Here is a 24,512-nt window from a genome sequence, read left to right as displayed (position 1 = left end):
ACTTCTATTAAGAGAGCAGAACGCCAATCTGTTTCATTGAAGCACTACGATCCAGTCAGATGTACGCGAGGAAGGTACTTCCTCAGCGTGTGGTGCTGTCCATGACTCTGAGGTCCTCGAAGCGTGTGACGCAGTTTCTCCCTTGATGTTTGGATTGATAGAGTGCGAGATCCGCATGCTTCAACGCGACTCCGATCTCTGAAAGAGCTCGCTGATTTTCGCAGACACCGAAGCTCGTTGTCACCGAAATGTTGGAGCCACCCAAATCAATCTTCGCTTCGCTGACTCGGATCCGTAAACGCTCTGCAATCTGCGCCGCTTCGTCTTCTTTGCACTCCGGCAGAATGATCAGAAACTCCTCCCCGCCGTATCGGCCGATGCAGTCTGAGCCACGCAGATCTTCCGACATTCGCTTCGCGACGACCTGCAGAACATGATCTCCCGACGGGTGCCCATAGACATCATTAATTTTCTTGAAGTGATCGATATCGCAAAGAACGAAGGAATAACTTCCCCCCGAGCGAAGGGTCCGATCGTGCTCCTTTGCGATTTGATCAAAGATCGCCCTACGGTTCAGGACCCCGGTCAGAGCATCGATCATCGCATTTTTGCAAATCATTTCCTGGAACTGAATGATTCTTTTTGCAGCTCTCAGGCGGACAGTGAGTTCCTGAAAATCGACCGGTTTGGAAAGGAAGTCGTCTGCTCCGGAATCAATCCCTTTTGCGATATCATTACGGCTGTTTCGACTGGTCAGAAGAATGATGTAAAGGAAATCCATCCCGTTTTTGTCTCGAAACGTTTTACAGATTTCCACCCCGCTCATCAGCGGCATTTCCCAATCGAGAATTGCGATCTGCAGATTTTCACTCTCAATGATATCCCAAGCTTCCTGCCCGTTCGTCGCACAAAATAGCTGATGCTCACCTGAGCGAAAAAAGTGCTCCAGGCGTTTGAGGCAAATTGGATCGTCATCTGCAATGAGAATATTCATTTGATACTAAGAATCGAACTTTCAAGAGAATGGACCCGTGGGCATCAATGCCAATCGTCACATTCAACTCAGTGAAAAAATTGCCCGTAAACGAATTCCACAAACCATTGATCGCATCGATTTGATTGGCCGTTAAGCCGTGATGCGGTTCAGATTCCTGTCAGAGAACTTCCGAACCGTGCGATGGTCTCAACCTACTTCAGCACTGAGGATCAAGCCTCACGCCCGTTAGACTCCTTTATGCACCTTGTGCGACAAGCTGCGAAATCTCACCGATAAGATCATCCAATTGAATTTTCAGCTGTTCAAAGTCATCAGGCGTGGACGATAAATTTGCACTTTCCGCGGCGGCTTCAATCCGCTCGATCGTCGAAATGGAGGTTGTTGCTCCAAAATGACCTAGCGATCCTCTCAATTTGTGAGAGACTCGACCGATCTTGAAGTGGTCTTTCGATCGTATCGATGCACCAAGCTCTTCGATCTGTTCTGGGATGCTTTCCAAAAACACTTTCCCTAACTCACAGAGAAGATCGTTGTCTTCTCCGGACAACTTGAAGGCGGATTCGTATGTGTAGCCGCTTCGGTTGACTTTCGATTTTGTCTGAGCTGAATCTGAACGTCGCGGTGAGGCTTGTGCCTCGTACTCGGTCAAGACTCGCTGCAGGTCTTCGATGCGGACCGGCTTGGAGACGTAATTGTCCATCCCGCGTTCAAGGCATTTTTCACGATCGCCTTGAAGGGCATGTGCAGTCATTCCAATGATATAAGGGCGATCTGCTGCGGATGTAAGACGTTTGCGGATTTCGGTTGTCGCAGTGAGTCCATCCATTCGTGGCATCTGAATATCCATCAGGATGACATCGAAACTCTGGCTGGTCGCGGCTTCCAACGCTTCCACTCCATCATTGACCACGTGCCCCGTCACCCCAAATTTCTCGAGCATTCGACACGCGACCCGTTGATTGATCGGGTTGTCTTCGACGAGAAGAACTCGGATGGAGGAGGATGGTTTAAACGAAGTCGAACTTGAGGTTGTAGATGTCACGGGTGAGTAGTCCTTTTCCACCAGAGTCATCGGTTGAATGACAGGGGTCGCTTTCAGTGCGGAAGAAACCGCATTTCGCAGCTCGTTCGCTTTAATTGGTTTGATCAGATAGGACGCTATTCCGAGGTCACGACATCGGGCAGAGTCCCCTCGCTGATCACACGAAGTCAGCATCATGATGGTCGGAGCGTCGACAGGATCGCTGGCCTTTAGTTCGGAAATCATGTCGAAGCCGTCCATCCCCGGCATCAGGGCATCGATCAGCAGCAACGGGTAATGAACTCCCCCTTGCTTGGCTCGCTTTAACTCCTGCAAGGCGTCATGAGCCGAGGTACAGGTCTTCGGGATGGCTCCCCATTGGCGAATAATTCGGTCAAAGATCTTGCAATTCGTTAGGTTGTCATCGACGACGAGGATTGGAAGATCTTTCAGATCAATCGCAGCGGCGTTCTCGCGTCGCTGGGGAGCTTCCCCTTTTCTGAAATCGATTTCCAGTGTGAAGACTGATCCTTCACCAACGACGCTCTCCACGCTCAACTGTCCAGACATTAACGACACAAGCTGGCTGGTGATCGTCAAGCCAAGCCCTGTTCCTCCGAACTTTCTGGTGATCGAGTTGTCAGCCTGAGAGAATGGCAGGAAGATTTTTTCTAATTGGTCGGGTTTGATACCGATGCCAGTGTCGATGACAGAGATCCGCAGCTTGACGTTGTCTTTGCTCTCTCCGACCTGCTTCACGACAACCGAGACTTCCCCAAACTTCGTGAATTTCACCGAATTACTGACGAGATTGATCAGAATCTGACGCAGTCGATGGGGGTCACAGTAAATGTGCTCATGCACATCATTATGGAAATCCAGATTCAGCTCGAGACCTTTCGAGTGTGCTTTGATCGCCAATAGTTTTAACGTGTCTTCAACAAGTTCACGAACATTGAACTGGATCGTATCGATCTCAAGTTTTCCAGCTTCAATCTTGGAGAAGTCGAGAATGTCATCAATCACAACCAGAAGCGATTCCGCTGACGATTGCACGATTTCCAGTGAGTCTCGCTGATCCGGTGCGAGCGGGGTCTCGAGGACAACTTCTGTCATCCCCAGAATTCCGTTCATCGGGGTGCGAATTTCATGGCTCATGTTCGCCAGGAACTCACTTTTCGCCTGACTGGCTTTCACTGCCTGCTCTGAAATTTCTTTGAATGAATCTTTCAGGTCATGAAGTTCCACCTGGCGTTCTGCAACGTCTCGCATTTCTTTCTGACTCTTGATGCAGCCATAAATGAGAAAGAAATCCATGAAGACGACCCACCCGGCATGCTCCAAAAACCGCCATTCCGCTCCCGTGACAACACCATAGAGAGACGCTGGATAGAGGATTCCGCGGATTGCATGATCAGCGACAACGATCGCTGTGCCACTGAGAATCACTTTCCAGTCTCGGTAGAAACTCAAGAAGGCCAGCGATCCAAAAATATGGAAGTGCGTTTCAATTCGGCCACCGGTGAGGTCGATCAGGATTGCCGACAGCAGCATTTGACCAATAGCGACCAGATGTCGCGTCAACGTCGTTCCGGGGTGAGTTTGAATCATCCAGAGTGGCAACGCGATGACCAAGCCGCCGAGAAAAATGGTTGTGTAAACATGCGGGTTGATGGAACGCTCTGCTCCGTTCCATGAGTACGGGGTCCAAAGTAAGGCGTACGTCACCGCAAGCCCCCATTGCAGCCATAAGAGACGGAAGAACATGTGATCCGTCCACGTGTAAACTCGCCGACAGTCCTCCTTCAGCAGTGTTTTCACACGGCTTTGAAAAGATTGGCCTGGTGTCAGGGCACTCGTCGTTTCCATAGTGGTCTGGACCCGGGAACTCGTCTGGAATTGATGGATAAAGGACTAAAGCTGACAACCAAAAACAGGAGACTGCATCACGTCGGCGGTGCGATTGAGAGTCGTTGTACGATGCGACACACCGCCTGATTTCGCCGAGTGGGTGGATTCGCTGAGCGTGTTTTTGCTTTCGTTGAGAAGGGAGAGGATTATTTCAGTTCCCCTGTTGCTTCCAACGTGTCCTCGTCGTGGTGTGACTCCGCCTGCGAAGCGGAGCCGACCCTCAGGTGAAATCAGCAGAGTCGTCCCTGAAGGGAATTCGCCATACCGATTTTGAATCTCCGACTGCGGGACAAACTTGACGCTCTCCGGGAACATCTCTGTCGCAAGCGTTGAGATCTTTGAATGATTCTGTTCTGGTCCCAGTTCTTCGTACGTAGCGATCAGAACCTCCAGATCGCAATTATCAGAGCTTGGATTTTTCAAAAGGTTGGAGATCTCGATCAGCGACGCCTCTGAGCATGCACAGTGAGGGTGTAGGAGGAGGATGAGGTGCGATTTGTGCTTGGTAGACGGGTGCTGAGGAAACACTGTCGTTTCCCATCTCACACGACCCGGTGAAAGTTCGTATTGAAGCACAATGAATCCAAGGAGTCCGATCGACGTGATCCAAATCAATGCGTAGGCAAAGTGTTTGAATTGGTTCGCGAAGCGCCAGACGCCGCGCACAATCGCGGGAATCTGCGAACGTCCGATCACCCCTCGTCGAATCGACTTAGTGATATTCACTTCAACCCTTTATGTCGAAATTGCGAAATCGCCATTTCACCAGTCATTATGCGCAAATCTAAGCCCGGTCCTGTTCCAGGGAACGGCGCTCAGAAAAGATCGAATTGCCTCAATGCGAAACATACTATTAAAGTCGAATGTGACTCAGCAAAATCTGGCTCTTCTGAAAAATATCTCCCCATTCATTCCTGGGTGGTAATTTGACACAAAACAACGGGGAATCTCCCTTAAATGCAGCGATCCCTGTTGAATTTGGGTGAAAACTTTTGAAGCGAATGTTCGCTCTCGCAACGCCTCGCGAGATGGTGATCTCTGCTGTGTCGACGTATGAACCTTTTTTCCTCTGTCGACGGGCACTGAGCTGTCCCGTTTTTTAGGACGCTGCAGCGTTCGGAGTCCAATCCTCCGACGATTCTTTGAGATGATCCACTGAGCAGAGTCTCCCCGCGAGACCGGTTTCTGAGTGCAGCGACAGCATTGCGATCCCTGCAGGTGAATGACTGCGATCTCAATGTCGATTTGCAGACTTCGGAATTGGAAACAGAAATGCAAGCTATTTCCAAGAAAACACTTGCGACGATTAACAGGGAATCCATTCGGTTTGGCACTGGAAGTGATTTAGGCGACGTCTATCGCGAGAGTTCGCCCCTAAACAACTGACATCAGTGGAACCCTGCAAATGGAATCCCCCGCAAGATCCAATTCGATCGTTCTGAGATTTCTGGACAGCTTTCTGGATGAAAAGAACATCAAGTGGTTGCTCGGGGTTGGGGTCATCATCCTTTTGGGATCGTCGATCCGACTCGTTTCCACACATTGGGTGGAATACACGCCGACCTGGAAATATGCGATTTTGCTCGGGTACACAGGCGCCGTCTATGTTTCGAGTCAGCTGATCTACTTTCGAATGGGGCTGCAACGGACCGGCACCTTTCTAATGTCCCTGACCGTGTTGCTGATCCCGCTTACGTTTTTCGCCCTCCATTGGGTTCGAACCAGCGATGCATGGACGCTCGCGACTCTTAGTAAACATCTCGGAATGACAGCTTTGCTCGGGGTCAATCTGGCCCTCAGCACATTTGCCGCACTCAACATCTTCAAGCATTTTCTGCGTACCCAACAGACCACATTTGTGGCTGCCTACATGACGCTCTGCCTTGCAGGGGCATTGGTATCCGCGTTGCCTGCTCAGTGGGCTCCATTCACCGCCATGGTCCTTTGGGCGGTCTTTACGATTGGAGTCGTCAAAGTCAATCGCCATGTCTTCTGGATGATGGAGGAGGAACGCCTTCCGCGAGTCTTCGGATTCTTTCCAGTTGTTCTCCTTGCAGCACTTTTTCTAGGTGTGTTTGGAGTCAACCTCGCTCGCCACATTGAACTTCAGTGGTGGGGACTTGGATGCGTTCTGATTTCAGTTCCTGTGTTGGCGACCGCAAATACCGTCGCTGGCGTCTTCATACAGCGAACTGGAAATTTACTTCGCCCTTATCCTGCTCACATCATCATTCCATTGATCTCCGGCGTGTTGCTAATCGCAGCGGGAATAGGTCTGACGCTGAGTGGTCTTCCTCGACCTTACGCAATGGTCCCGGCTTCATTCCTTGGTGCGTGTGCACTCTTTCAAGTTGCGTGGAGGACTCGCGTTTCGGCGTTTACCTGGGGGGCACTGTTCTGCCTGCTCGCTGGCTACCAGTTTTCACCACTCTTCTTCCTTGATGTTGCCCGCAATCTCGTTCAGGCGGGGGCCGCTGCTGTTCAGGAACAAAAGCTTCCATACGCGTTTTACGGGCTGACATATCTTCCTGTCCTCTTCGGATTCACGGTCGCTGCCTGGTGGTTCAATCGAAAGAAACTGACCTTTCTGAGTGCCCCACTCAGCACGATTTCAACCCTATTGGCCATTGTGCTTCTGATCGTTTCATTGAGTCATGTCAAAGCGACTTTCCCTGTTTGCGTGGCCATCAGTTCGGTATTTCTGCTCAAAACGCTGCTGGAAAAAGACTGGAGGCCACTGATCCCGATGAACGTCTCCCTGTTGGGAGCAGCTACCGGTTTTCTCTCATTCAGAAACGCGGTCTCCACCCCGAATTTCTATTTTGAGACAGAGTGGCTCTGGATTCTGATCTTCGCAGCGATTCAGCTTGCCGTCAGCGAAATTCTGAATGCAATCGGATCGAAATCGACACTCTCCGCCCGGAAAGGGTTGATGACATCTGCAAAGATCTTCCAACGCTTCAGCTTTTGGACAACATTCGCCGTGGCGTTGCTGCTTCTAGGCCATCTTTACGCGGACAGAGGAAAGCCAAAACTTCTGACCGAGACAGCACTCACTGCCGGAATTCTGATCTTCCAAGCATTCATCCGGCGAAGCGAAGGGATCGCCTGGATCACCACGCTGAATTTGAATGCAATCTTCATGCTCCTTGCGTTTCGACGGTCATTGAGCATCGCAACAGTGGACTGGTTCACTCTCTCAATGGCCGTGATGCTGATGCAGTGGCTCACGGGAGTGATTGTCACCTACGTGTTTCGGACCAACCGAGTCGCAGTCTTCGGGCGACCACTGTTACTGGTATCCACCCCAATTCTGCTTCTATTGGCGATTTTTATTGCCATCCCCGCACTCGCAATTGGACTCCCACATTATCAATCAGATAGTTGGTCTCGACTAATCTTCACAAGCATGATGATGGTGCTGTGGTGTTACGCTGCTGGCATTCAAACGACCCAAAAGGGGTTCATTCGAATTGCGTTTCTCGCAACGCTGTTCGCGATGGACGCTCAGGTGCGAGAATTCATCGGTCAGGAAAATCTTGGCAACCAAAAAATCATCCTTTGGGCCTGCCTGGCGATCGCCCTCTATGAATTTTTCATGCTCGTTCTCACCTACTTCAGTAAACGAAGTCACCAGAGTCGGTTGGCCAAGACGGTCTCCGAGGCACTCGTTCCATTCAGTGAAGTCCAATATTCCACACTCTGCGTGTTAATGACGATTTCAGTCGGAACGCTCTTCTGGTCGAATTGGTTGGTGCAACTGGCAGGTTGCATTTCCGTCGGCGGCCTCTGGTTAGTCACGCGAAATGGAAACACACAATGGATCAGAAACTCGATCATGCCAATCCTCAACTGGCAAGTGATCGTGGCAACTCTTATTCCTTTTCTTCCGCAATCGAATCACGCCACGCTAACGGCACAAGCCCTGATTGATTTCCAGAGTCCTCTGCTTTTAGCTGTGGTTTGCAGCCTCTCACTTCTCCTCTGGGAAGTTGTTCGATCACTCCGCCAGAAGTCTTTTTCGAAGACTGATTTTGTGCATGGTGGTCTTCTGCTGACCATCGCGATCGCTCAGATCGGAAGAGTAACGTGTTCGCAGCATGAGACTCTCGACATGGCGAGTTGTTCATTGCTCATCGCATGTCACCTGTTCATTGCCACAACCTTTTTCTTACTAGCAGGTCGAATGCAGCGCAAAGAAGTTGTCTGGGGCGGCTTATTGGCAGTCGGCCAGGGAGTCATTCAGCTTCATTGGCTCAACTTGATTAACATTGGACATGGAGCAGGGTTGTTCGTCCTGCTGGTAATTGCAGCCCTCCTTTGCAAAATTGCATCAATCGTCAGGAATTCCCGGCGCTTCAGTATCCTCAGCGGTCCGTTTCAAACCGTTGGATTCCGGCTCCCATTGGCAACGTTCGTGATTGCCGTTTCCTACTACTTTGGCTGGAAAAACTCCGACTGGTCCGGTCTGAACAGCCTTGCGGCATTCATCGCAGCAGCGTGGTACTTCTGGGCAGGACTCACAGAGAACCGGAAACTGTGCTGGACGATCTCTGCTGCGATCTGCAATACCTCTCTCGCCTTGCTTTGGATCAACCTTAAGTGGACCGATCTCCAGCTATTCCTGATCCCCGTCGGTATGACAACTCTCTTCCTCGTGGAATTGCTCCACAAGGAAATCCAACCGAATCTGCAGCGTCACTACCGCATCGTAGGAGCCCTTTGCATCCTCGCTTCGCCTACGTTTGAAATTCTTGGTGGTAGTTGGGTGCATATGCTGACGCTGATGCTGACAAGCGTACTCATGATCGTTGTGTCGATTGGGGCACGGATGAAAACCACCATGTACTGTGCGACAGCGTTTCTCGTCGCAGACATGATTGCGGTTGTCGTCCACGGATCGATGACAAATCCCAATCTACTTTGGATTGTCGGATTGGTCGTTGGATTCTCAATCATCGCTCTCGCTGCCTACTGCGAGAAATACAGAGAATCGATTCTGTCTCGTATTCGGCTGATTTCGGCCGACCTCGAGTCCTGGAAATAATCGTTTCGCTGCGGACTTACAGTGCTTTCGCGACTGTTTCTCTCTCTGGCTGGCAAATCGCCCGCTGGAAATACTCCTCCTGATTTGAAAAGGAATCTCCCATGAGCTGGTTAGAACAATTTTCTCTCGTCATGCGGTCAAATATCACATTTCTGCGAGAAAAGATCGAAGACCCCGAACGGATGCTGCAACAACTTGTCATCGATATGGAAGAAGAACTCGAATCGGTGCGCAAGTCGGTTGCTGGAGCGATTGCGGACGAAATTCTTTTGAAAAAGCGTGTCTCCAAAGCACGACAAGAGGTTGAAGAGTGGCTGGAACGAACATCTCAGGCACTCAATCGCAATGACGATGAACGAGCACGTGCAGCCTTGTTGCAGAAAAATCTCGCCGAAGAGCGTGCAGATCAACTGGAAGGAGAACATCAACGCCAGAAAGCGGAGACAGAGAAATTGCGACGCGAGGTTCATGACATGGAAGAGAAAATTCGCCAAATGAAACAGAAGCGGACTCTTCTCTTGGCCAGAATGAACCGCGCATCGAGTTCGCAAAAGATCAATTCCGCGTTGGATAAAGCAACCGGGAATTCCGCCTTTGCGCAGTTCAGTCGACTGGAATCCAAAGTCGAACACTCGGAAGCGATGGCGGAAGCGTTTGACAGACTTGATGGGCGCGACCCAGATGCAGAAGAGCTTGCCAGAGAATTTGAAGTTGAAGAACGGAACGCCCGTTTGGATCAGGAACTGCAACAGCTGAAATCGCAGCTTCGAAACGGGGCGAATGAGGCTTAATGTTGACGAACTTTCTCACCCTTCCCAGACACGCTTCCCTTCATGACAGCGAACGCGCCCGGGCCTCTCGTTCTGGCATGAGGGGAACGTGTCCTACTGTGAGAATCTCCGTTCGTCCCTCTATTCGTCTTATCTGTAGTTGCAAGTACACCAGGCTCCGTAGTCGCCCCGTTTGCAGTAAAAAGGAGGGATCGAGATGTGTTTGACCGAGACATTGAACGCATTCACCCAATTGATTGAAAGCTGGTGGAAGAGTGATCGAATCCGTGTGTCTCCCTTTGAAGGAGGGCTGTGGTCATTGAAGGAAGGAAGTCTTATTACCTTGGGGAGTCGAGACATTCGAATCTGTGACCAGCGGATCGTTTCAGAATCACCGATCGTCAAGCGGTATGGATGCGTCGACGAAGGGGATGGCGAGCGAGGCGAAATGCTGGTGACCGGAAATCATCTGGGAAAAGTCCTCAGTCTTCGTTGGACAACAACGGAAGGAAGCGTGGAATATCCCCCGGAAGACGTGCTAATCTGGTGCTGAATCGAGATACTCTGATGAATTAATTTCTCATTCTGTGGAGTGCTTCAATGGCTGACAATGTGCAGCTCTTTGCCTACGGAGCGGCAGCTGTACTGGACATCGTGCTCCTGCTGAGCATGCTGGAACGCCAAAACTGGAAGTACGTCACCGTCTGGATGTTGTTGCTGACCTCGGGAGTCTGGGTGTGGCACTCCGCGGATTTCGTGCAGGCACTTTTGTCACGATCAATGAGCCCGCATGCAGACCGTGGGCTCTGGATGAGTAAATCGGTGATGGCATTCGGATTGCTGTTGATGCCATGCGCCATGTTACACGGGCTACATCGGTTCACGACAACAGGAATTGGAGTTGCTGTACGATCGAACCCCTGGCTGGCACTGTATTACACGCCGATCCTGATGATCATTCCGATCAGCGCTCAGCTTGGAGTTGCGCCACGCGAACTTTTTGTCGATGCGCTTTCGCTCTACTTCTGGCCGTATGTCTGCTTCATGGGAGCGACCAACTTGATTGTCTCTGTAGGAATGTGGCGGCTGAAGCAACACACCGATATCCCCAGCCTAATCAATTTCTATCACGCAATGTGCCTGACATTGGTCGGGATCACTCTCTTCAATGTCTTTGTATTGGCGTTTGGAGTGCACTTGTGGCCGTGGTGTGCCCGCTATCAGTTGATGAGCGTCGCACTCACCCCCTGCCTGCCAACAATTATCTTCGCCTACTACGTTCTTCGATTTCAGTTGTTGCCAATCGTGATTGAGAGAACACTCACCTACGGGGCAATTCTCGCAGGAGCAATGCTGCTGCATCAATTGGTCATGCAGGATATTGTGGAGTCGTTTCAGGACGAGTACGGCATCAACTTTGGCATCGTCGAAGGAGTAGCGGTGATGGGGTTGATTCTATTTTATCAACCGTTGAGAGACCGTGTTTCCGAAGCGCTCCGCTATCTGTTTGGATCATCGTCCTCCCGTCGCGGGAAAAACCGATCGATCTCTGTAGAACTGGCAGCTCGCACTGGAGATTCACCGGAGTCGATCCTCGATTGGTTTACAGAAGCGGCCCGCACGTCATTTCAGGTCGAGACCGTCGCCTGTATCCTCTATCACTCTGATAGAGCGCTCGCCCATTACTCAATTTCGAGTTCACAAGTTACGCCCCCTCACACTCAGGAATTTCCGGACGATGTTCGGCGATTAATCAACGTGCTCGAAACGCTCGAAAAAAAGGTTTGCACCCGTTATGACGCCCCCAATCAGGAGGTGCTGGATTTGATGCAGGATGCAAACCTCACAGCTGTGATCAGAATTGACAATGTTCCACAAAACGGCCTGATACTCGTCGGTTCTCAAAATTTTCGACAGTCGCTGAGTGATGAAGAGCTGACAGCGCTGATTCTTCTTGTCGAGCAGTTGCAGGCCACACTTCACAACAGCCGATTGATTGAAGACCGCGCAGAAGCAGAACGCCTCGCTCTTCAGAATGAAAAACTTTCATCCATCGGATTGATGGCGGGTTCGATTGCGCATGAAGTGAAGAACCCACTTTCTTCCATCAAAGCCATTGCCACAGTCATGCGGGAGGAACTTGGAGAAGCGAGTCCTCATAAGGAAGATCTGCGACTCATCGTCAATGAGATTGATCGTCTCGCACAAACGATTGCTCAGCTACTCGAGGTGGCACGCCCAGCAGAGCGGGGCATCGGAGGGGGATCAATTTCCGAGTCGCTAGAACAGACAACCCAGCTTCTCAAGCATCTTGCCCGCCAGCTTGACGTCACATTAGACAGTGAAATCGAACGTTTCAATGGACTCTCTCAAGCGTCCACTGGGACATTACGAGAGATCTTCTTCAACCTGATTTCCAATGCGATCGAGGCAGCAGGGAGAGGAGGAACGGTTCGCGTGCAGGGGTTCGCCCGTGAAGATTCGTTCATCGTGCAGATTCAGGATACAGGCCCAGGGCTGGCACACGATGTTCAACAAAAGCTCTTTGAGCCGTTTATCACAACAAAATCAACAGGAACGGGATTAGGTCTGTACGTGGTCAAACGACGCGTCGTCGAGTCTGGTGGAAAAATCGAATTCGTCTCTTCCCGAGAAGCCGGGACAACATTCACCGTCACGTTACCTGCCCATACGACATCTGTTTCACTTCAGCTGAACTAAGGACTTTGTCATGCCATCCTTATGCATCCTGATCGCTGATGATGAAGCCCCTGCCAGATTCGGGATGCGGCGAGCGCTACAGCTGGAGGGGGCATTGATCATCGAAGCAGAGGATGGCCAGCAGGCACTCGAAATGATTCAGGCACATCAGCCTGATCTCGTCTTCCTCGATCTCAACATGCCTCAACTCGATGGAAAGGGACTGCTGCGTGCATTGGGACCTCAGGTTCGCAATCAGGAATTGATCGTGGTCACCGCGAATAACAGCATCGCTGAAGCGGTCGAATGTGTGCGCCTGGGGGCAGCCGACTTTATTGCCAAGCCTTACGAGGTCGAACAGATTCGATCAATCGCTCGCCGGGTGAAAGATCGCTTGCAACTCGAACAGGAAGTCGCAGATCTCCAGCGACAACTCGACGAACGAAACGCGAGTGGCGCGATCCTCGGCCTGAGTCGTCCCATGAGACTTCTCATTCAACAGATGGGAAAGATTGCAAAGTTCCCTGTCGATGTTCTGATTCGTGGAGAGAGCGGTACTGGAAAAGAACTGGTCGCCCGTGAACTTCATCGGATGGGACCACGGCCAGATGGACCATTCGTCGCTGTGAACACCGCAGCGATCCCCGAAACTCTGACAGAAAGTGAACTCTTCGGGCACCGTAAGGGGGCGTTCACGGGGGCGGACCGAGATCATGTTGGCGTCTTCGAACAAGCCAACGGGGGCACCTTATTTCTCGATGAAATTGGTGACATGCCGTTGGCTGCCCAGACGAAAATCTTGCGAGCCCTGCAAGAGCGGGTGATTCAACCGATTGGCAGTACGAAATCACAACGAGTCGACGTGCGAGTCATCAGCGCGACGCATCAAAACCTTGACGAAGCCATTGCAGCAGGGGAATTCCGACAGGATTTGTACTATCGACTGAAAGGAATCGAACTTCAACTCCCACCGCTTCGACTGCGTCGTGAGGACATTCTCCTTCTTGCAAATTCATTTCTCGAAAGAGCGGGGCGGTTGACCGGAAACGAGATGAAAGAGTTCTCGCAGAATGCGATCGAGGCACTCCTGTCACACCCGTGGCCGGGGAATGTACGCGAACTCGAACACGCGGTTCTTTCCGCCTGCGCCATGAGCGAGGATGATCAGATTCACAGTCATGATCTGGGGATTAATCCAGCCAGAACGGACAGCGAGGAAGGGAAGTTCGACCGCTACCTGATGTTTCCGCTCTCCGTAGCAAAGTCGATGCTCACTGAAGACTTTGAGCGAATGGCGATCACTCTCGCATTGAATCAGGAGAAGGGCAACGTCAGCGCTGCATCGAGGCGTCTCGGCATGCACCGGCAAAGCCTTCAACAAAAAATGACGCAACTCGGACTCGCTCGACCTGATAAAGCAGATCCGCAGGTCCAATGAAGTCGCTGCTTTTAGACTGCCTGCAATCGATGCAACTCTTCCTGGGCAGTCCAGAAGTCATCAATCTGATCGATTTCACGTGAGACACATTTTTCGTCGTCGAGCGACAACGGTTTGCCGATTTCTTTCGCGATGACCGCTTCAATGCCTCGTTGATTCAACTGGCTGCGTGCCACTTTGACTCGTCGCAGTTTCGGACGATCCGTTTCATTCTTCGACTGAAAGTCCGGTTCGCAGGGAACTTCACCGGATGGGAGGTAAATTGCTCCTGTGGCGAAGTCGACGGCAAATGCGATCACCCCGGGGATGAAAAAGAAGAGGAGTCCGATTCCGTTCAGGGCGAAGATCTTCCAATCGATCCTGCCGCCACGTTGTCCGCGCCGCTCCGGGTGAAGAACAGTTCCGCAACCTGGTGAGATTACGGAAACAGCCATCGCAAAGCACGAAAGAAACCATTGACGACGACGAAATAGCATTCTGCGATTATCCCCTGAACTGCCCGACGGCGTGCAGAATTATCAGCGGATGGAATTTCGAGGAAGATCAATTTGGTCACTGGCCCGGACCTTTCGAACCTGTCAGCAAAATGCACCGGATCAGCCGAAACTGGTCTTTGAGAGCGATACTTTGACCAGAAAATGACTCGCGGCTTTCCGAAAGTCGTGGGAAGCCCGGCCTTTAAGGGCTGTTGAAGCCAGATTGGTCGAGTTTTGAATTGTTTTCGGCCCAAATCCCGCTGGTGCTGGAGCCCACGAGCTTAATCGAGACGATCAATGAACCAATAATCATCGCCAGCATGACGGCGTACTCAACAGCGGTTGGACCATCATCATCAGTGAGAAACCGACGGATTGTGTTCATTGGATGTTTCTAAAACATAAAAAGAGGATTTTCTGCCCAGTGAAAGCTAGGTCGCAAGGTGGATCTGTCAAAAGATTTTGAAGCTTTCAGTGAAATCCGAAGTGGGAGCAGGTGCAATCCAGTAAATCCTACTCTGTTCCTGATTCTGCCATTCTGACAGAACTCAGTGTGAGAAATGAGAGAAAAAGGAAGCGGAGGATTTGCCATAACCCTATAGACGAGAAACTCCACAGACGAACGACAGTCGTCGTATCTAGAAAGCGGTACAGCAATTGCACGTATTGTCACGCCAGCTAGAACCATCTTCGTTTCCGAGTCATGGGATATTTCCAATGCCCGTTTTCCGTTGGGGAAATCCACTACACGCGTTTCCGGATCTCGAAAGAGAGATGGATCGGTGGATGAAAAGAATGGATCTGGCGTTCGAGGGCCTGCGCCTGGGACGTCCGATGCCAGCGCTGAACGTTTACAGCACTGAAGATGCTTACTTGATCACAGCGGAACTAGCGGGCTGTGATCCGAATGCGATCGAAATTCATGTTTCGAACGGTGAATTGACGCTCACTGGTTCACGAGCCCTTCCCCGCGAAATCCCCGAAGAACGGTTCAGACGAAGCGAGCGACCCACGGGAAACTGGGAACGTTCAGTCACTCTTCCTGAAAGAGTCGACGAATCTGCGATCCGCGCTGAATTCACGAACGGTCTCTTGAAATTGCGGTTGCCGAAACTCCCGGCGACCGCTCCTCGTCAGATCAAGATTTCGGAAACCATTCGGCAAGAGCCGACGAATTCAGAGGGTAGATGATCCGATGTCCGAAGAGACACCAGACATTGTAAACCAGGATTTCGAGCAACCAGCGGAAGGGGCACCTCGCTGGGTCCGGACACCCCCTATCGACATCTTTGAAACCGATGAGGGTCTCGTCCTTCGAGCAGACCTGCCGGGTGTGGACGTCGATGGTCTTGAACTTCAGGTTCAGGACAACCGGTTGACGCTTCTTGGGCGGGTCAATTCACCCGCTCCGGAGAATGCTCTCCTGATTCATCAGGAGTACCACGAAGGGGATTTTCTTCGCTCCTTCATCTTGAGCGATGACGTTGATCATGAACGCATCTCTGCCAAGTTGAGCCAGGGCGTTTTGGAAGTCCTGCTTCCTCGAACTCCACGCACAGAGCCTCGCAAGATCTCCGTAAAAGTGCAGTAGTCGTGAATCTGTTGTTGGTCAACGTGATCAGCGGCCTGTTGTTGCATTGATCGAATCGATAGTCACGTCGCATAGGCGTTTAACTGCATCTGCAGGCATCGCTGGAGCCGGCATCAGGACGATCACATCACCGATCGGTCGGAAGATGACGCCACGTTTGCGCGCTGCGAGTGTCACAAGGTGCCCGGTCCTTCTCGCTGAAGGGTAGGGCTGAAGGGTCTCTTTGCTTTCAACCAGCTCGATTCCGACCATGATTCCCTTCTGCCGCACCTCTGCGACATGTGGATGGTCCGCCAGTGCAGAGAGTTTTTCCGTGAGAATCATGGCATTGCGCTGAGCGTTTTCCAACGTTCGGTTTTTGTCAAAAAGTTCCAGAGACGCGAGTCCAACGGCACAGGCGAGAGGATTGCCGGTGAAAGTGTGTCCATGATAGAAGGTTCGACCTTCGCTGGGCGCGCCGAGGAACGCGTTAAATATCTCAGTGGTCGTCATTGTGGCTGCGAGCGGGAGATAGCCTCCTGTCAACCCTTTTGCGAGACACAGAAAATCAGGCTCGACCCCCTCGTGCTCGCAGGCGAACATCGCCCCAGTGCGGCCGAACCCGACTGCCACTTCATCTGCAATCAGCGGAACTCCGTACTTCCGGGTGATGTCTCGGACGTGCTTCAAATATCCCGGAGGATGCACCAGAACGCCCGCGGCCCCCTGGACGAGAGGTTCAATAATAAAGGCCGCCAGATCACTGGCGTGCAGGGCGACGATGCGTTCCACTTCTTGAAAACAATGCTCGATATATGCTTCGGAACTCTGCCCTTCTGGAGTCCGCAAGGCCACAGGTGCTGGGACTGAAACCGTCTGAAACAGTAACTCCCCATAAACTCGGTGAAACAGATCGATATTCCCCACACTCACCGAACCGATCGTGTCCCCGTGGTAAGCACTGGAGAGAGTTGCAAACAGTTTCCGGTCTTCACGGCCGGACGACTTCTGCCGGTGATATTGAAATGCCATTTTTAACGCGACTTCAACTGCCGTCGATCCGCTGTCCGAGTAAAAGACATGATTCAGACCGGCAGGGACTCGACTGACAAGTTGGGCTGCGAGTTCAATGGATGGCGGGCTGGATAAACCGAGCAGCGTCGAATGGCTGACTCGATCAAGTTGCTGACGGATCGCCTCGTCCAGTTCGGGAACTCGATGCCCGTGAACATTACACCATAATGACGAAACGCCATCGAGGTAGCGATTTCCATCCGAATCGACGAGCTCAAACCCTTCCGCCTCGGTGATGATCGGAGCGTTTTCTTCACGATAAGCTTGCATCGCAGCAAACGGGTGCCAAACATGGTCATTGTCCCATTGACGAAGCTGAGTTGCACTGGGAGAGTCTTGATGCACAGGTTTGTCCTTGAAGCGAACGCTTTTCCGAAATCTTCATCAGTCAGTAACGAATCGTAACGTCTTTGGAGAAATCCAACAGACTCACCAGTCACATCAACGCCGTTGAGTTCGTGCAACTCAGATGTATCGGGAGAAATTACTTCCAATTGAAACTGCAGAGACAACAACGAAGTTGGATTGAATGCGAACATTTCGGTTTGGGTATTGTCATTCATTTCGACGGCAGGCTGGGGATACTGAAATTGGACTGATATTCCATCAGCGATCGAGTTCGCGGCACCGAAGAAATGCGTTTCCCATTCCCGCAAACCTGGGATAGTGAACGTCTCACCCTCTGTGGGGAGCACAGAGACAAATTGATTTGAAATAATTGAATGAACCAAATTCCTCAGGCAACAACGGCAGCCATCTCAACCACTCAACGAGCCTCCATCGGGGTCCTCGTCGCGATCAGTCTGGCGCACCTGCTGAATGACACTCTTCAATCTTTGCTGACTGCTCTCTATCCGCTTCTGAAAGAGAAGTATTTTCTAAGTTTCGCTCAGATCGGCACCATCACGCTGACTTTTCAAATGACAGCGTCGATGTTGCAGCCGATTGTTGGGATGTACACCGACCGCCGACCTCGCCCGTTTTCGCTCGCAATTGGCATGGGATCGACATTGATCGGCCTGTTGTTGCTTTCTTTTGCGAATACGTTTCCGGTCATTCTGATTTCAGCTGCGTTGATCGGTCTTGGCTCTTCAATCTTCCACCCAGAAGCGTCGCGCATTGCGCGAATGGCCTCTGGAGGTCGGCATGGATTTGCACAGGCGATCTTTCAGGTGGGGGGGAATTTCGGAAGTGCGACGGGACCATTACTGGCGGCGTGGATTGTCGTACCGCGTGGGCAACCGGTCATCGCCTGGTTTGCCGTGATCGCACTGGTGGCAATCACAATTCTCTCTCGAATTGGATTCTGGTATCGCCAGCAGTTGGAAGTGCAGAAATTGAATCGAAGCAACGCGAGCGTAAGACCCGCATCATCGCTTCCTCGCTGGCAGGTTGTCTCTTCAATCGCTGTTCTTGTTGCTCTGGTGATATCCAAAAATTTCTACACCGCCAGCTTCAGTAGCTACTACACGTTTTATTTGATGGATCGCTTCCATCTCGGAGTGCAGACGTCGCAAATCTGTCTGTTCATCTTCCTGTTTGCGGTCGCAGCAGGGACGATTGCAGGGGGGCCGCTTGGAGATCGATTTGGACGGAAACTGGTGATCTGGTTCTCCATTCTCGGAGCATCACCATTCGCGCTCGCGCTTCCTTATGTCGGGCTTGAGCTGACGATCGTGCTCACATTCCTGATCGGCTTGATTATCGCCTCAGCGTTTTCTGCGATCATCGTTTACGCCCAGGACCTGCTTCCGGGGAATGTCGGATTGGTCGCAGGAATGTTCTTCGGGTTCGCGTTCGGGATTAGCGGGATTGGATCGGCGGTGCTCGGTCAGCTTGTCGACAAAACCAGTTTGTCATACGTCTTCTGGCTTTGCAGCTTCCTGCCACTCACCGGAGCCGTGGCGATACTACTTCCCAACATCCGCCATATAAACACCCCTCCTCAAAATGCGGATCTCGACGCATCTGAGGAGGGGCCGGTTTGACATTGCCATGTGGTGATTCAGACCAACTGATGACAGCCGATACGGAATGCCCCGGACTTCGTCACCTCGGGAGAGTGAAACCCTCCATGTCTGATATTTCAGGATATCAAATCATTGAGGGTTCCCTGGGGGAGTAGCTGACCGATCGTCCAGCGTCCCACCTGGTGCGTTTCCTGACGAGCGATTTTACCTTTTTGAATCGTTTCGGTTTCTTCGAGAATGCAGTCCGTATCTCGTGGCAACCGACGAATCCCATGCACATCCTTATCCGGATTCGGGAACAAAAGCTTCTTGGCGATTTCTTCCTTTGTCCCAGTTGGATTCGGGTCCGCAGTAAGTACGTGTTGATGTCCGGGGATTCTGAGTGTGTACATTTCGAGATCCTTCTACGATGTCGAGTTGGCGACTGTGCTCCACCGAAGGTGGCAGAGGCCAAGGGAGGAGAATCAATTTCCATTGATTGGGAACGGCAAGACCCCACTTGCCCAAAGTGGTTTCTGCTCAGCAGCCCGTATTGTGCCCCTAAACCCGTTGGCACTCAACCTGAATTTGTGATCTTAAAAAATCATTTTCAATTCCGAAGTTAGAAAACTGCAAGGAATAGTGTTCGTTGAACCATCCTTCGATGTGCTTCAGGCTTCCATCATCGAAGCTCGGGGCGACGTGGAGCACGTTTCCTTCAGACTGAGAACGCAATTCGCCGTCATCCACAATGACTTCTCCGCGACGGATTAAAAATCGCGGAAGCTCGAACATTCGCTGCAAATCGGGATCTGGTTGGTACAAGGTGACATCCCCATCCGCATTGGGCCCCAGATGCCCCTTGTGTTGCAAGCCCAGGATTTTGGCAGGCGATGCGCGTGTAATGATGGCGATCTCGAACAACGAGTATTCTCGAGTGATATCGCTCAGCGTACAGTAATTTTTCACAGCGGCAGGAAGTGCCTGGAGCAGTTCATCTCGGCGATTTCGGTCCATCAGCAGGGCAATAATCTGTGGGTACGCAAGGAACGCTCCGCCGTTCGGATGGTCCGTACTCATGGCAATCCGCCAAGGGTCTTCCATCAAAAGATACCACTCCAGGCCGATGGCCCACTGAAGTGCATGCACCAGCGATTTGTTTTTGTAGACAATCGGGGAGACACCACAGCCTGCTTCCATCTCGACGTCAGCGCTGTACCACTTGGCGCCGAGAACCTTCTGCAGAAAGTAACCGAGCGGACCATCTCCGGTCATGGATGTCGTCGAACCGAAGATCACTTGCCCCACATCAACAGTCAGATTGGGATGCCGATTCACGTAATCGACCAGTTCAGGAACCTTGGAGCTGAATGTTGACTGATCGTCAGCGTCGCCACCATAGCTGTGAAACTGAATATGAGTCAGATGCCCGCGTGCCCCCTCAAGAGCTTCCATCGTGGCCAACGTCGTCTGCCAGTTCCCCGGGATCCCCAAATTATTGCAGTGAATATGAGCCGAGTGGGGAATTCCCAACGCGTCGACACTCCGGGTAATCCCCTGAAGAATCTGACGAGGACTCACGTTGAAGTACGGTACGGACTCGTCAAGCGAGTGGATATTTCCACCGGTTTGCTTCCAGAGTTCCACCGCTCCTGGATTCACTATTTTCACACCGTACGCCTTCGTCGCGCCGATGATCCATCCCATGAAATTGCGCAGACGCTCATCTTCTCCGGCGGCGATCTGCCGCATGGCATATTGGTTATTCCCCAGCATGACATAAAACCCCTTGTCGATGATGGGGGTATCTTGAAACTCCTCGTGAACGTGTCGCGCTGACAGAGGAGGAATCGCGGCATCGAACGCTGTTGTGTAACCTAAACCAGCGTAGAGATAGCCCGTCGCAAATGTGCTCGGAACACTTCCGACTGTCCCGGATCGAAACTCTCCCTGTGCAACGATCGGAGCAGATGTCCTTTTCTCTTCCGGTCGCATCTTTCTTGCAGCGTTGACCTTCGACCCCGCAATATGGCAGTGCATATCCACGCCGCCTGGCATGACGACTAACCCGGTCGCGTCGATGGTCCGAAGTGGTTTCTCGCCAGCGACACTTTCCGCAGAGACAATCTTCCCGTCGCGAATCCACAGATCACCAATCACGCCATCAATACCATTCAGGGGATCGTAGATTTTTCCTTGCGAGATTTTTAACAGCGACATGGTTCAGAAATTTCTTTCCAGCGACGTTCACAGAAGGAAACAGGAAAATATCCGCGGTGACTGCTGCCGAGTAGAATAACATTCTCCCCATCCAGAAACAGGGAAATGACTCCTTTCGCTTTGGTGCGATTCAACTCAACTCCCTTTGGAATTGATTGAGTTTGAAAGCAAGATCCGGAGTTTTTAGACAACTGCCGTGGGATAAACTGCACTGAGCAACGTTTCATCAGGAAAAATCTAGTTCAGGCAGCGAGAATATGAGCATGCCACCCACACCCCCATCAAACAGCCTGCCATTTGGCTCAGACGAAGAATGCTGGAATGCGGTCTTGCAGCGAGATCCTTCAGCCGATGGCGAATTCTATTTCGCTGTGACAACGACGCGAATTTTCTGTCGCGCCAGTTGCCCTGCGCGCCGGCCGCTTCGCAGGAACGTTCGGTTTTACAGAACGTGGCAACTCGCAAAAGCGGATGGCTTCCGAGCCTGTCTCCGCTGTACTCCCGAGAGCATGTCCATTTCCCAGAGAAATGAGGAACTTGTCATCAGAATTTGCAGAGATCTGGAACTCGCTGAAAAACGTCCGACCCTCAATTCTCTCGCAGATAAATTCTCGATGAGTCCGTTCCATCTTCAACGAATGTTCAAGGCAGCAACTGGACGGAGCCCAATTCAGTACTTCAACTTCATCCGAATCGAAAAAATTAAGCAGCGACTTCCCCAGAGCGTTTCAGTGACTCGATCGATTTATGAATCCGGATTTCAAGCAAACAGTCGATTCTATGAGCAGGCGAAACAGGCACTCGGAATGAAGCCAACCGTTGCCAGAAGACGTGGCGCCGGCATGAAGATTCAGTACGCAGTGAACGACTGCTTCCTCGGGAGAGTTCTCATTGCCACCACGGAACTCGGAACCTGCGCGATTCTGATTGGCGATCGGGATCAAGAGTTGATCGACGACCTCAAATCACGCTTCTGTCAGGCGGAAATCATCTCCGCTACAGAAGACGATCAACGATCGATTCGGGCTGTCCTGAAAGCGGTTGAGAATTTGACTCCTCCTTTCAATCTTCCGCTCGATATTCGTGGAACGTTGTTTCAGCAGCAGGTCTGGGCGGCACTTCGAGATATCCCGGCAGGGAAGACGGTCACTTATACCGAACTTGCCCAGCAGATTGGAAAACCCGCATCAGTGCGAGCAGTCGCTGCGGCTTGTGCTGCCAATCCGCTCGCCATTGCGATTCCATGCCATCGGGTCGTTCGTGCCAATGGCTCACTGGCAGGGTATCGCTGGGGAATTGAGCGGAAGCAGAAACTCATCAAAATGGAACAGCAAAGAGAGTCACCATGCCCGCGCGAGTGAGAACTGTGGTCATCTCGTTTCAGGGTGATTTCAACTGGAACGACACGTTGCAACATTATTCGGGACGGGGCATCCGGCGGGTGGAATCGGTCTCGGATAAGACGTACTGCCGCACGTTGAATTTTGGCGGAAAGCAGGGAATCTTGAAGATTACCCAATCTGCCCGAAATGAAGTCACACTCTCTGTCGAAGGATCAGTCAGTCAGCGGATCAAAGAACTGACGCCTCATGTGCAGCGGATGCTATGTATTCAGGTCAATCTTGCAGAGATTCATCGAGTTCTCAATCGAAACCGTCACTTACGCTCCATCCTCAAAATGACTCCCGTGCCGCGCATCCCCGGTACGTGTATCCCGTTTGAAATGCTCGTCCAGACCATTGTTGGACAACAGGTCACAGTGAAAGCGACGACAACAATCACCGCGAGAATCGTCGAACGATTAGGAGTTGTCCGAGATCCTGATTCGACGCTCTCGCACTATTTTCCCACAGCCGAAGCGATTGCAGAGGGAAACCTCGACAAGATCGGCATGCCGGGGCGACGGGTTGAGACGCTGAAACGAGTTGCAGACGCCGTTGCTGATGGAACGATCCCCGACTTGAACAGTCCTCAAAATATCCCCGAAATTCGCCACGCCCTCAGTCAGATTCGCGGGGTGGGCCCCTGGACAGTCGAGTACTTCGCACTGCGAGGACTGGGTGATTACGATTCCTGGCCGGCTTCGGATCTGATCATCCGCAGGAGGTTGCTGCATCTCGAAAGTGAGACGGGAATTCCCGTTCAAACCGACCTCGCAGAGTGTCAACCGTTTCGAGGATTCGCAGCTCTTGCACTCTGGCGATCTTCGAACGTGATGAAGCCTGATGCCACACCACCAACCTCGGACCGAACAGGCGGCCGTGAATTGAAAACGGACACTTGAACTCGCAAAAATCCAAATACCGATTCTGCGCAAATTTGAATTTGAATCGTATTCAGATTTGGTCTGAAATCCGAATGCTTTCAGTGCATAAGGCACAGCTGACAACAGGCTCCCTTAAGTGTCAAGCCATTGAATACACATCAGGTCCAGCGTTCGGACGATCGGCAAAGTTTAAAGGACTCTTAACACAACCAGTCTCACGCGATGTCGCGGGAGCTTAGACTCATTGGAGTGGACGCCGCCAAGTCCGCTGCTACTCGACGACGTACTGCCACCTGTCGAAATGGGAGCCGACCTAAGGAATCGGAACACCTTTTCGGTAGTCGCTGGGAGATAGGCCGGTTGCTCTTCGAAACTGGCGCGTGAAAGCGCTTTGATCTGAATACCCTGCAAGCAAAGAAATCTGTGCGATCGATTCTTCTGTCGTTCGCAAAAGCCGTTGAGCGAGATCAATTCGCAATTTCAGAAGCCATTGTCCGGTGGTCAATCCGAACACATTCCTCATTCTTCGGTCAAGCTGATAAGGAGACATCTCCGCGATTTCAGCCAATTTTGCAATCGTTGGCGGGGGCGAGAGATTCGACTCGGCGTAGGCAACGGCAACAGCGACATGCTTATATTCATTGTGATTGGCATCAACCATTCTTAGGTCCTGCGACATCCCGACGATGCCCACAATGTCGCCATCTGCGTTTCGTAACGGAAGCTTGTGAGTCAGGCACCAGCCGACATCACGAGACGGATAAATGTGAAGCTCAAGCTTCGCGATTAAGGGGACACCAGTCTGCAAGACTGCCCGATCCTGATCTTCAAATCCCGGACCGAGTGGTGCCCGCTGCGTTTCGCCCGCGGTCTTCCCGATCAGCTGCGCCTTGCTCGAAAATCCACATCGCTCGACAAGTGTCTTGTTGACGACGACATATCGGCATTTCGCATCTTTAATGAAGTAGACGATATCTGAAAGACAATCGAAAAGTGGCTCTCCTGTAAACGGAGTGTCCAGCATTCCAAGGATTTCGCGTGCGGTTGAAAAAGACATGGCCCCTATGCGCTGA

18 protein-coding genes are annotated in these 24,512 nt (G+C 51.7%); 10 read left to right on the top strand and 8 right to left on the bottom strand.

Annotated elements, in window-relative coordinates:
• Positions 1-82 precede the first annotated feature (82 nt).
• Positions 83-994 (bottom strand): GGDEF domain-containing response regulator, encoded by a 912-nt coding sequence (locus SH668x_RS12135; protein ID WP_437185326.1) that lies wholly within the window; start codon positions 992-994, stop codon positions 83-85.
• Between the two features lie 238 nt (positions 995-1,232).
• Positions 1,233-3,785, bottom strand: a complete 2,553-nt coding sequence (locus tag SH668x_RS12130; protein WP_437185325.1) for a response regulator — start codon at positions 3,783-3,785, stop codon at positions 1,233-1,235.
• Between the two features lie 1,549 nt (positions 3,786-5,334).
• Here SH668x_RS12130 and SH668x_RS12125 point away from each other — a divergent pair.
• The 5 genes from SH668x_RS12125 (at position 5,335) to SH668x_RS12105 (ending at position 13,884) form a co-directional block, all read left to right on the top strand.
• Entirely contained in the window at positions 5,335-8,976 is a 3,642-nt protein-coding gene (locus SH668x_RS12125; protein ID WP_437185324.1) for a hypothetical protein, read from the top strand.
• 101 nt (positions 8,977-9,077) lie between these two features.
• The gene (locus SH668x_RS12120; protein ID WP_437185323.1) at positions 9,078-9,767 is read left to right on the top strand and encodes a PspA/IM30 family protein; all 690 of its coding nucleotides are present in this window, start codon (positions 9,078-9,080) and stop codon (positions 9,765-9,767) included.
• A gap of 196 nt (positions 9,768-9,963) precedes the next feature.
• Positions 9,964-10,299 carry a hypothetical protein gene (locus SH668x_RS12115; RefSeq protein WP_437185322.1) on the top strand — a complete coding sequence of 112 codons (336 nt, stop codon included), beginning with the start codon at positions 9,964-9,966 and terminating at the stop codon, positions 10,297-10,299.
• A 47-nt stretch (positions 10,300-10,346) separates the two neighbouring features.
• Positions 10,347-12,467, top strand: coding sequence for a sensor histidine kinase (locus tag SH668x_RS12110; RefSeq protein WP_437185321.1), 2,121 nt, complete (start codon positions 10,347-10,349; stop codon positions 12,465-12,467).
• Positions 12,468-12,477: 10 nt separating this feature from the next.
• Positions 12,478-13,884: a sigma-54-dependent transcriptional regulator gene (locus SH668x_RS12105; protein ID WP_437185320.1), complete on the top strand. Its 1,407-nt coding sequence runs from the start codon at positions 12,478-12,480 to the stop codon at positions 13,882-13,884.
• A gap of 11 nt (positions 13,885-13,895) precedes the next feature.
• Here SH668x_RS12105 and SH668x_RS12100 read toward each other — a convergent pair whose 3' ends face one another.
• Together SH668x_RS12100 and SH668x_RS12095 are read right to left on the bottom strand one after the other, a co-directional pair.
• Entirely contained in the window at positions 13,896-14,360 is a 465-nt protein-coding gene (locus SH668x_RS12100; protein ID WP_437185319.1) for a polyribonucleotide nucleotidyltransferase, read from the bottom strand.
• A gap of 202 nt (positions 14,361-14,562) precedes the next feature.
• Positions 14,563-14,745 (bottom strand): Flp family type IVb pilin, encoded by a 183-nt coding sequence (locus tag SH668x_RS12095; protein ID WP_437185318.1) that lies wholly within the window; start codon positions 14,743-14,745, stop codon positions 14,563-14,565.
• 332 nt (positions 14,746-15,077) lie between these two features.
• Here SH668x_RS12095 and SH668x_RS12090 point away from each other — a divergent pair, with 332 nt between their 5' ends.
• Both SH668x_RS12090 and SH668x_RS12085 read left to right on the top strand, forming a co-directional pair.
• Entirely contained in the window at positions 15,078-15,551 is a 474-nt protein-coding gene (locus SH668x_RS12090) for an Hsp20/alpha crystallin family protein (protein ID WP_437185317.1), read from the top strand.
• A gap of 4 nt (positions 15,552-15,555) precedes the next feature.
• Positions 15,556-15,951, top strand: a complete 396-nt coding sequence (locus SH668x_RS12085; protein ID WP_437185316.1) for an Hsp20/alpha crystallin family protein — start codon at positions 15,556-15,558, stop codon at positions 15,949-15,951.
• A gap of 27 nt (positions 15,952-15,978) precedes the next feature.
• On the opposite strand, the gene bioA is transcribed toward SH668x_RS12085, so the two are convergent.
• Entirely contained in the window at positions 15,979-17,349 is a 1,371-nt protein-coding gene (gene bioA / locus SH668x_RS12080; RefSeq protein WP_437185315.1) for an adenosylmethionine--8-amino-7-oxononanoate transaminase, read from the bottom strand.
• Between the two features lie 377 nt (positions 17,350-17,726).
• On the opposite strand from bioA, the gene SH668x_RS12075 reads away from it, so the two are divergent.
• Positions 17,727-18,992, top strand: a complete 1,266-nt coding sequence (locus tag SH668x_RS12075; protein ID WP_437185314.1) for an MFS transporter — start codon at positions 17,727-17,729, stop codon at positions 18,990-18,992.
• A 98-nt stretch (positions 18,993-19,090) separates the two neighbouring features.
• On the opposite strand, the gene SH668x_RS12070 is transcribed toward SH668x_RS12075, so the two are convergent.
• A complete protein-coding gene (locus tag SH668x_RS12070) occupies positions 19,091-19,366 on the bottom strand; it encodes a hypothetical protein (RefSeq protein ID WP_437185313.1) in 276 nt (91 codons plus the stop codon).
• 148 nt (positions 19,367-19,514) lie between these two features.
• Positions 19,515-21,173: a formylmethanofuran dehydrogenase subunit A gene (locus SH668x_RS12065; protein WP_437185312.1), complete on the bottom strand. Its 1,659-nt coding sequence runs from the start codon at positions 21,171-21,173 to the stop codon at positions 19,515-19,517.
• Between the two features lie 263 nt (positions 21,174-21,436).
• On the opposite strand from SH668x_RS12065, the gene ada reads away from it, so the two are divergent.
• Together ada and SH668x_RS12055 are read left to right on the top strand one after the other, a co-directional pair.
• A complete protein-coding gene (ada, locus tag SH668x_RS12060) occupies positions 21,437-22,534 on the top strand; it encodes a bifunctional DNA-binding transcriptional regulator/O6-methylguanine-DNA methyltransferase Ada (protein ID WP_437185311.1) in 1,098 nt (365 codons plus the stop codon).
• Positions 22,519-23,457, top strand: a complete 939-nt coding sequence (locus SH668x_RS12055; protein ID WP_437185310.1) for a DNA-3-methyladenine glycosylase family protein — start codon at positions 22,519-22,521, stop codon at positions 23,455-23,457. Before ada ends, SH668x_RS12055 begins: the two co-directional genes overlap by 16 nt.
• 295 nt (positions 23,458-23,752) lie before the next feature.
• Here SH668x_RS12055 and SH668x_RS12050 read toward each other — a convergent pair whose 3' ends face one another.
• On the bottom strand, positions 23,753-24,496 hold the full coding sequence (locus SH668x_RS12050; protein ID WP_437185309.1) for a helix-turn-helix domain-containing protein: 744 nt from the start codon (positions 24,494-24,496) through the stop codon (positions 23,753-23,755).
• Between the last annotated feature and the right edge of the window lie 16 nt (positions 24,497-24,512).

The organism is Planctomicrobium mucosum (assembly GCF_051466335.1).
Lineage (GTDB): Bacteria > Planctomycetota > Planctomycetia > Planctomycetales > Planctomycetaceae > Planctomicrobium.
This window is presented reverse-complemented; position numbering and strand designations above follow the sequence as displayed.

Excerpts from the sequence above, each read along its gene's own strand:
- SH668x_RS12135 (WP_437185326.1), bottom strand. The coding sequence starts at position 994 with ATGAATATTCTCATTGCAGATGACGATCCAATTTGCCTCAAACGCCTG.
- SH668x_RS12130 (WP_437185325.1), bottom strand. The coding sequence starts at position 3,785 with ATGTTCTTCCGTCTCTTATGGCTGCAATGGGGGCTTGCGGTGACGTAC.
- SH668x_RS12125 (WP_437185324.1), top strand. The coding sequence starts at position 5,335 with ATGGAATCCCCCGCAAGATCCAATTCGATCGTTCTGAGATTTCTGGAC.
- SH668x_RS12120 (WP_437185323.1), top strand. The coding sequence starts at position 9,078 with ATGAGCTGGTTAGAACAATTTTCTCTCGTCATGCGGTCAAATATCACA.
- SH668x_RS12115 (WP_437185322.1), top strand. The coding sequence starts at position 9,964 with ATGTGTTTGACCGAGACATTGAACGCATTCACCCAATTGATTGAAAGC.
- SH668x_RS12110 (WP_437185321.1), top strand. The coding sequence starts at position 10,347 with ATGGCTGACAATGTGCAGCTCTTTGCCTACGGAGCGGCAGCTGTACTG.
- SH668x_RS12105 (WP_437185320.1), top strand. The coding sequence starts at position 12,478 with ATGCCATCCTTATGCATCCTGATCGCTGATGATGAAGCCCCTGCCAGA.
- SH668x_RS12100 (WP_437185319.1), bottom strand. The coding sequence starts at position 14,360 with ATGCTATTTCGTCGTCGTCAATGGTTTCTTTCGTGCTTTGCGATGGCT.
- SH668x_RS12095 (WP_437185318.1), bottom strand. The coding sequence starts at position 14,745 with ATGAACACAATCCGTCGGTTTCTCACTGATGATGATGGTCCAACCGCT.
- SH668x_RS12090 (WP_437185317.1), top strand. The coding sequence starts at position 15,078 with ATGCCCGTTTTCCGTTGGGGAAATCCACTACACGCGTTTCCGGATCTC.
- SH668x_RS12085 (WP_437185316.1), top strand. The coding sequence starts at position 15,556 with ATGTCCGAAGAGACACCAGACATTGTAAACCAGGATTTCGAGCAACCA.
- SH668x_RS12075 (WP_437185314.1), top strand. The coding sequence starts at position 17,727 with ATGAACCAAATTCCTCAGGCAACAACGGCAGCCATCTCAACCACTCAA.
- SH668x_RS12070 (WP_437185313.1), bottom strand. The coding sequence starts at position 19,366 with ATGTACACACTCAGAATCCCCGGACATCAACACGTACTTACTGCGGAC.
- SH668x_RS12065 (WP_437185312.1), bottom strand. The coding sequence starts at position 21,173 with ATGTCGCTGTTAAAAATCTCGCAAGGAAAAATCTACGATCCCCTGAAT.
- ada (WP_437185311.1), top strand. The coding sequence starts at position 21,437 with ATGCCACCCACACCCCCATCAAACAGCCTGCCATTTGGCTCAGACGAA.
- SH668x_RS12055 (WP_437185310.1), top strand. The coding sequence starts at position 22,519 with ATGCCCGCGCGAGTGAGAACTGTGGTCATCTCGTTTCAGGGTGATTTC.
- SH668x_RS12050 (WP_437185309.1), bottom strand. The coding sequence starts at position 24,496 with ATGTCTTTTTCAACCGCACGCGAAATCCTTGGAATGCTGGACACTCCG.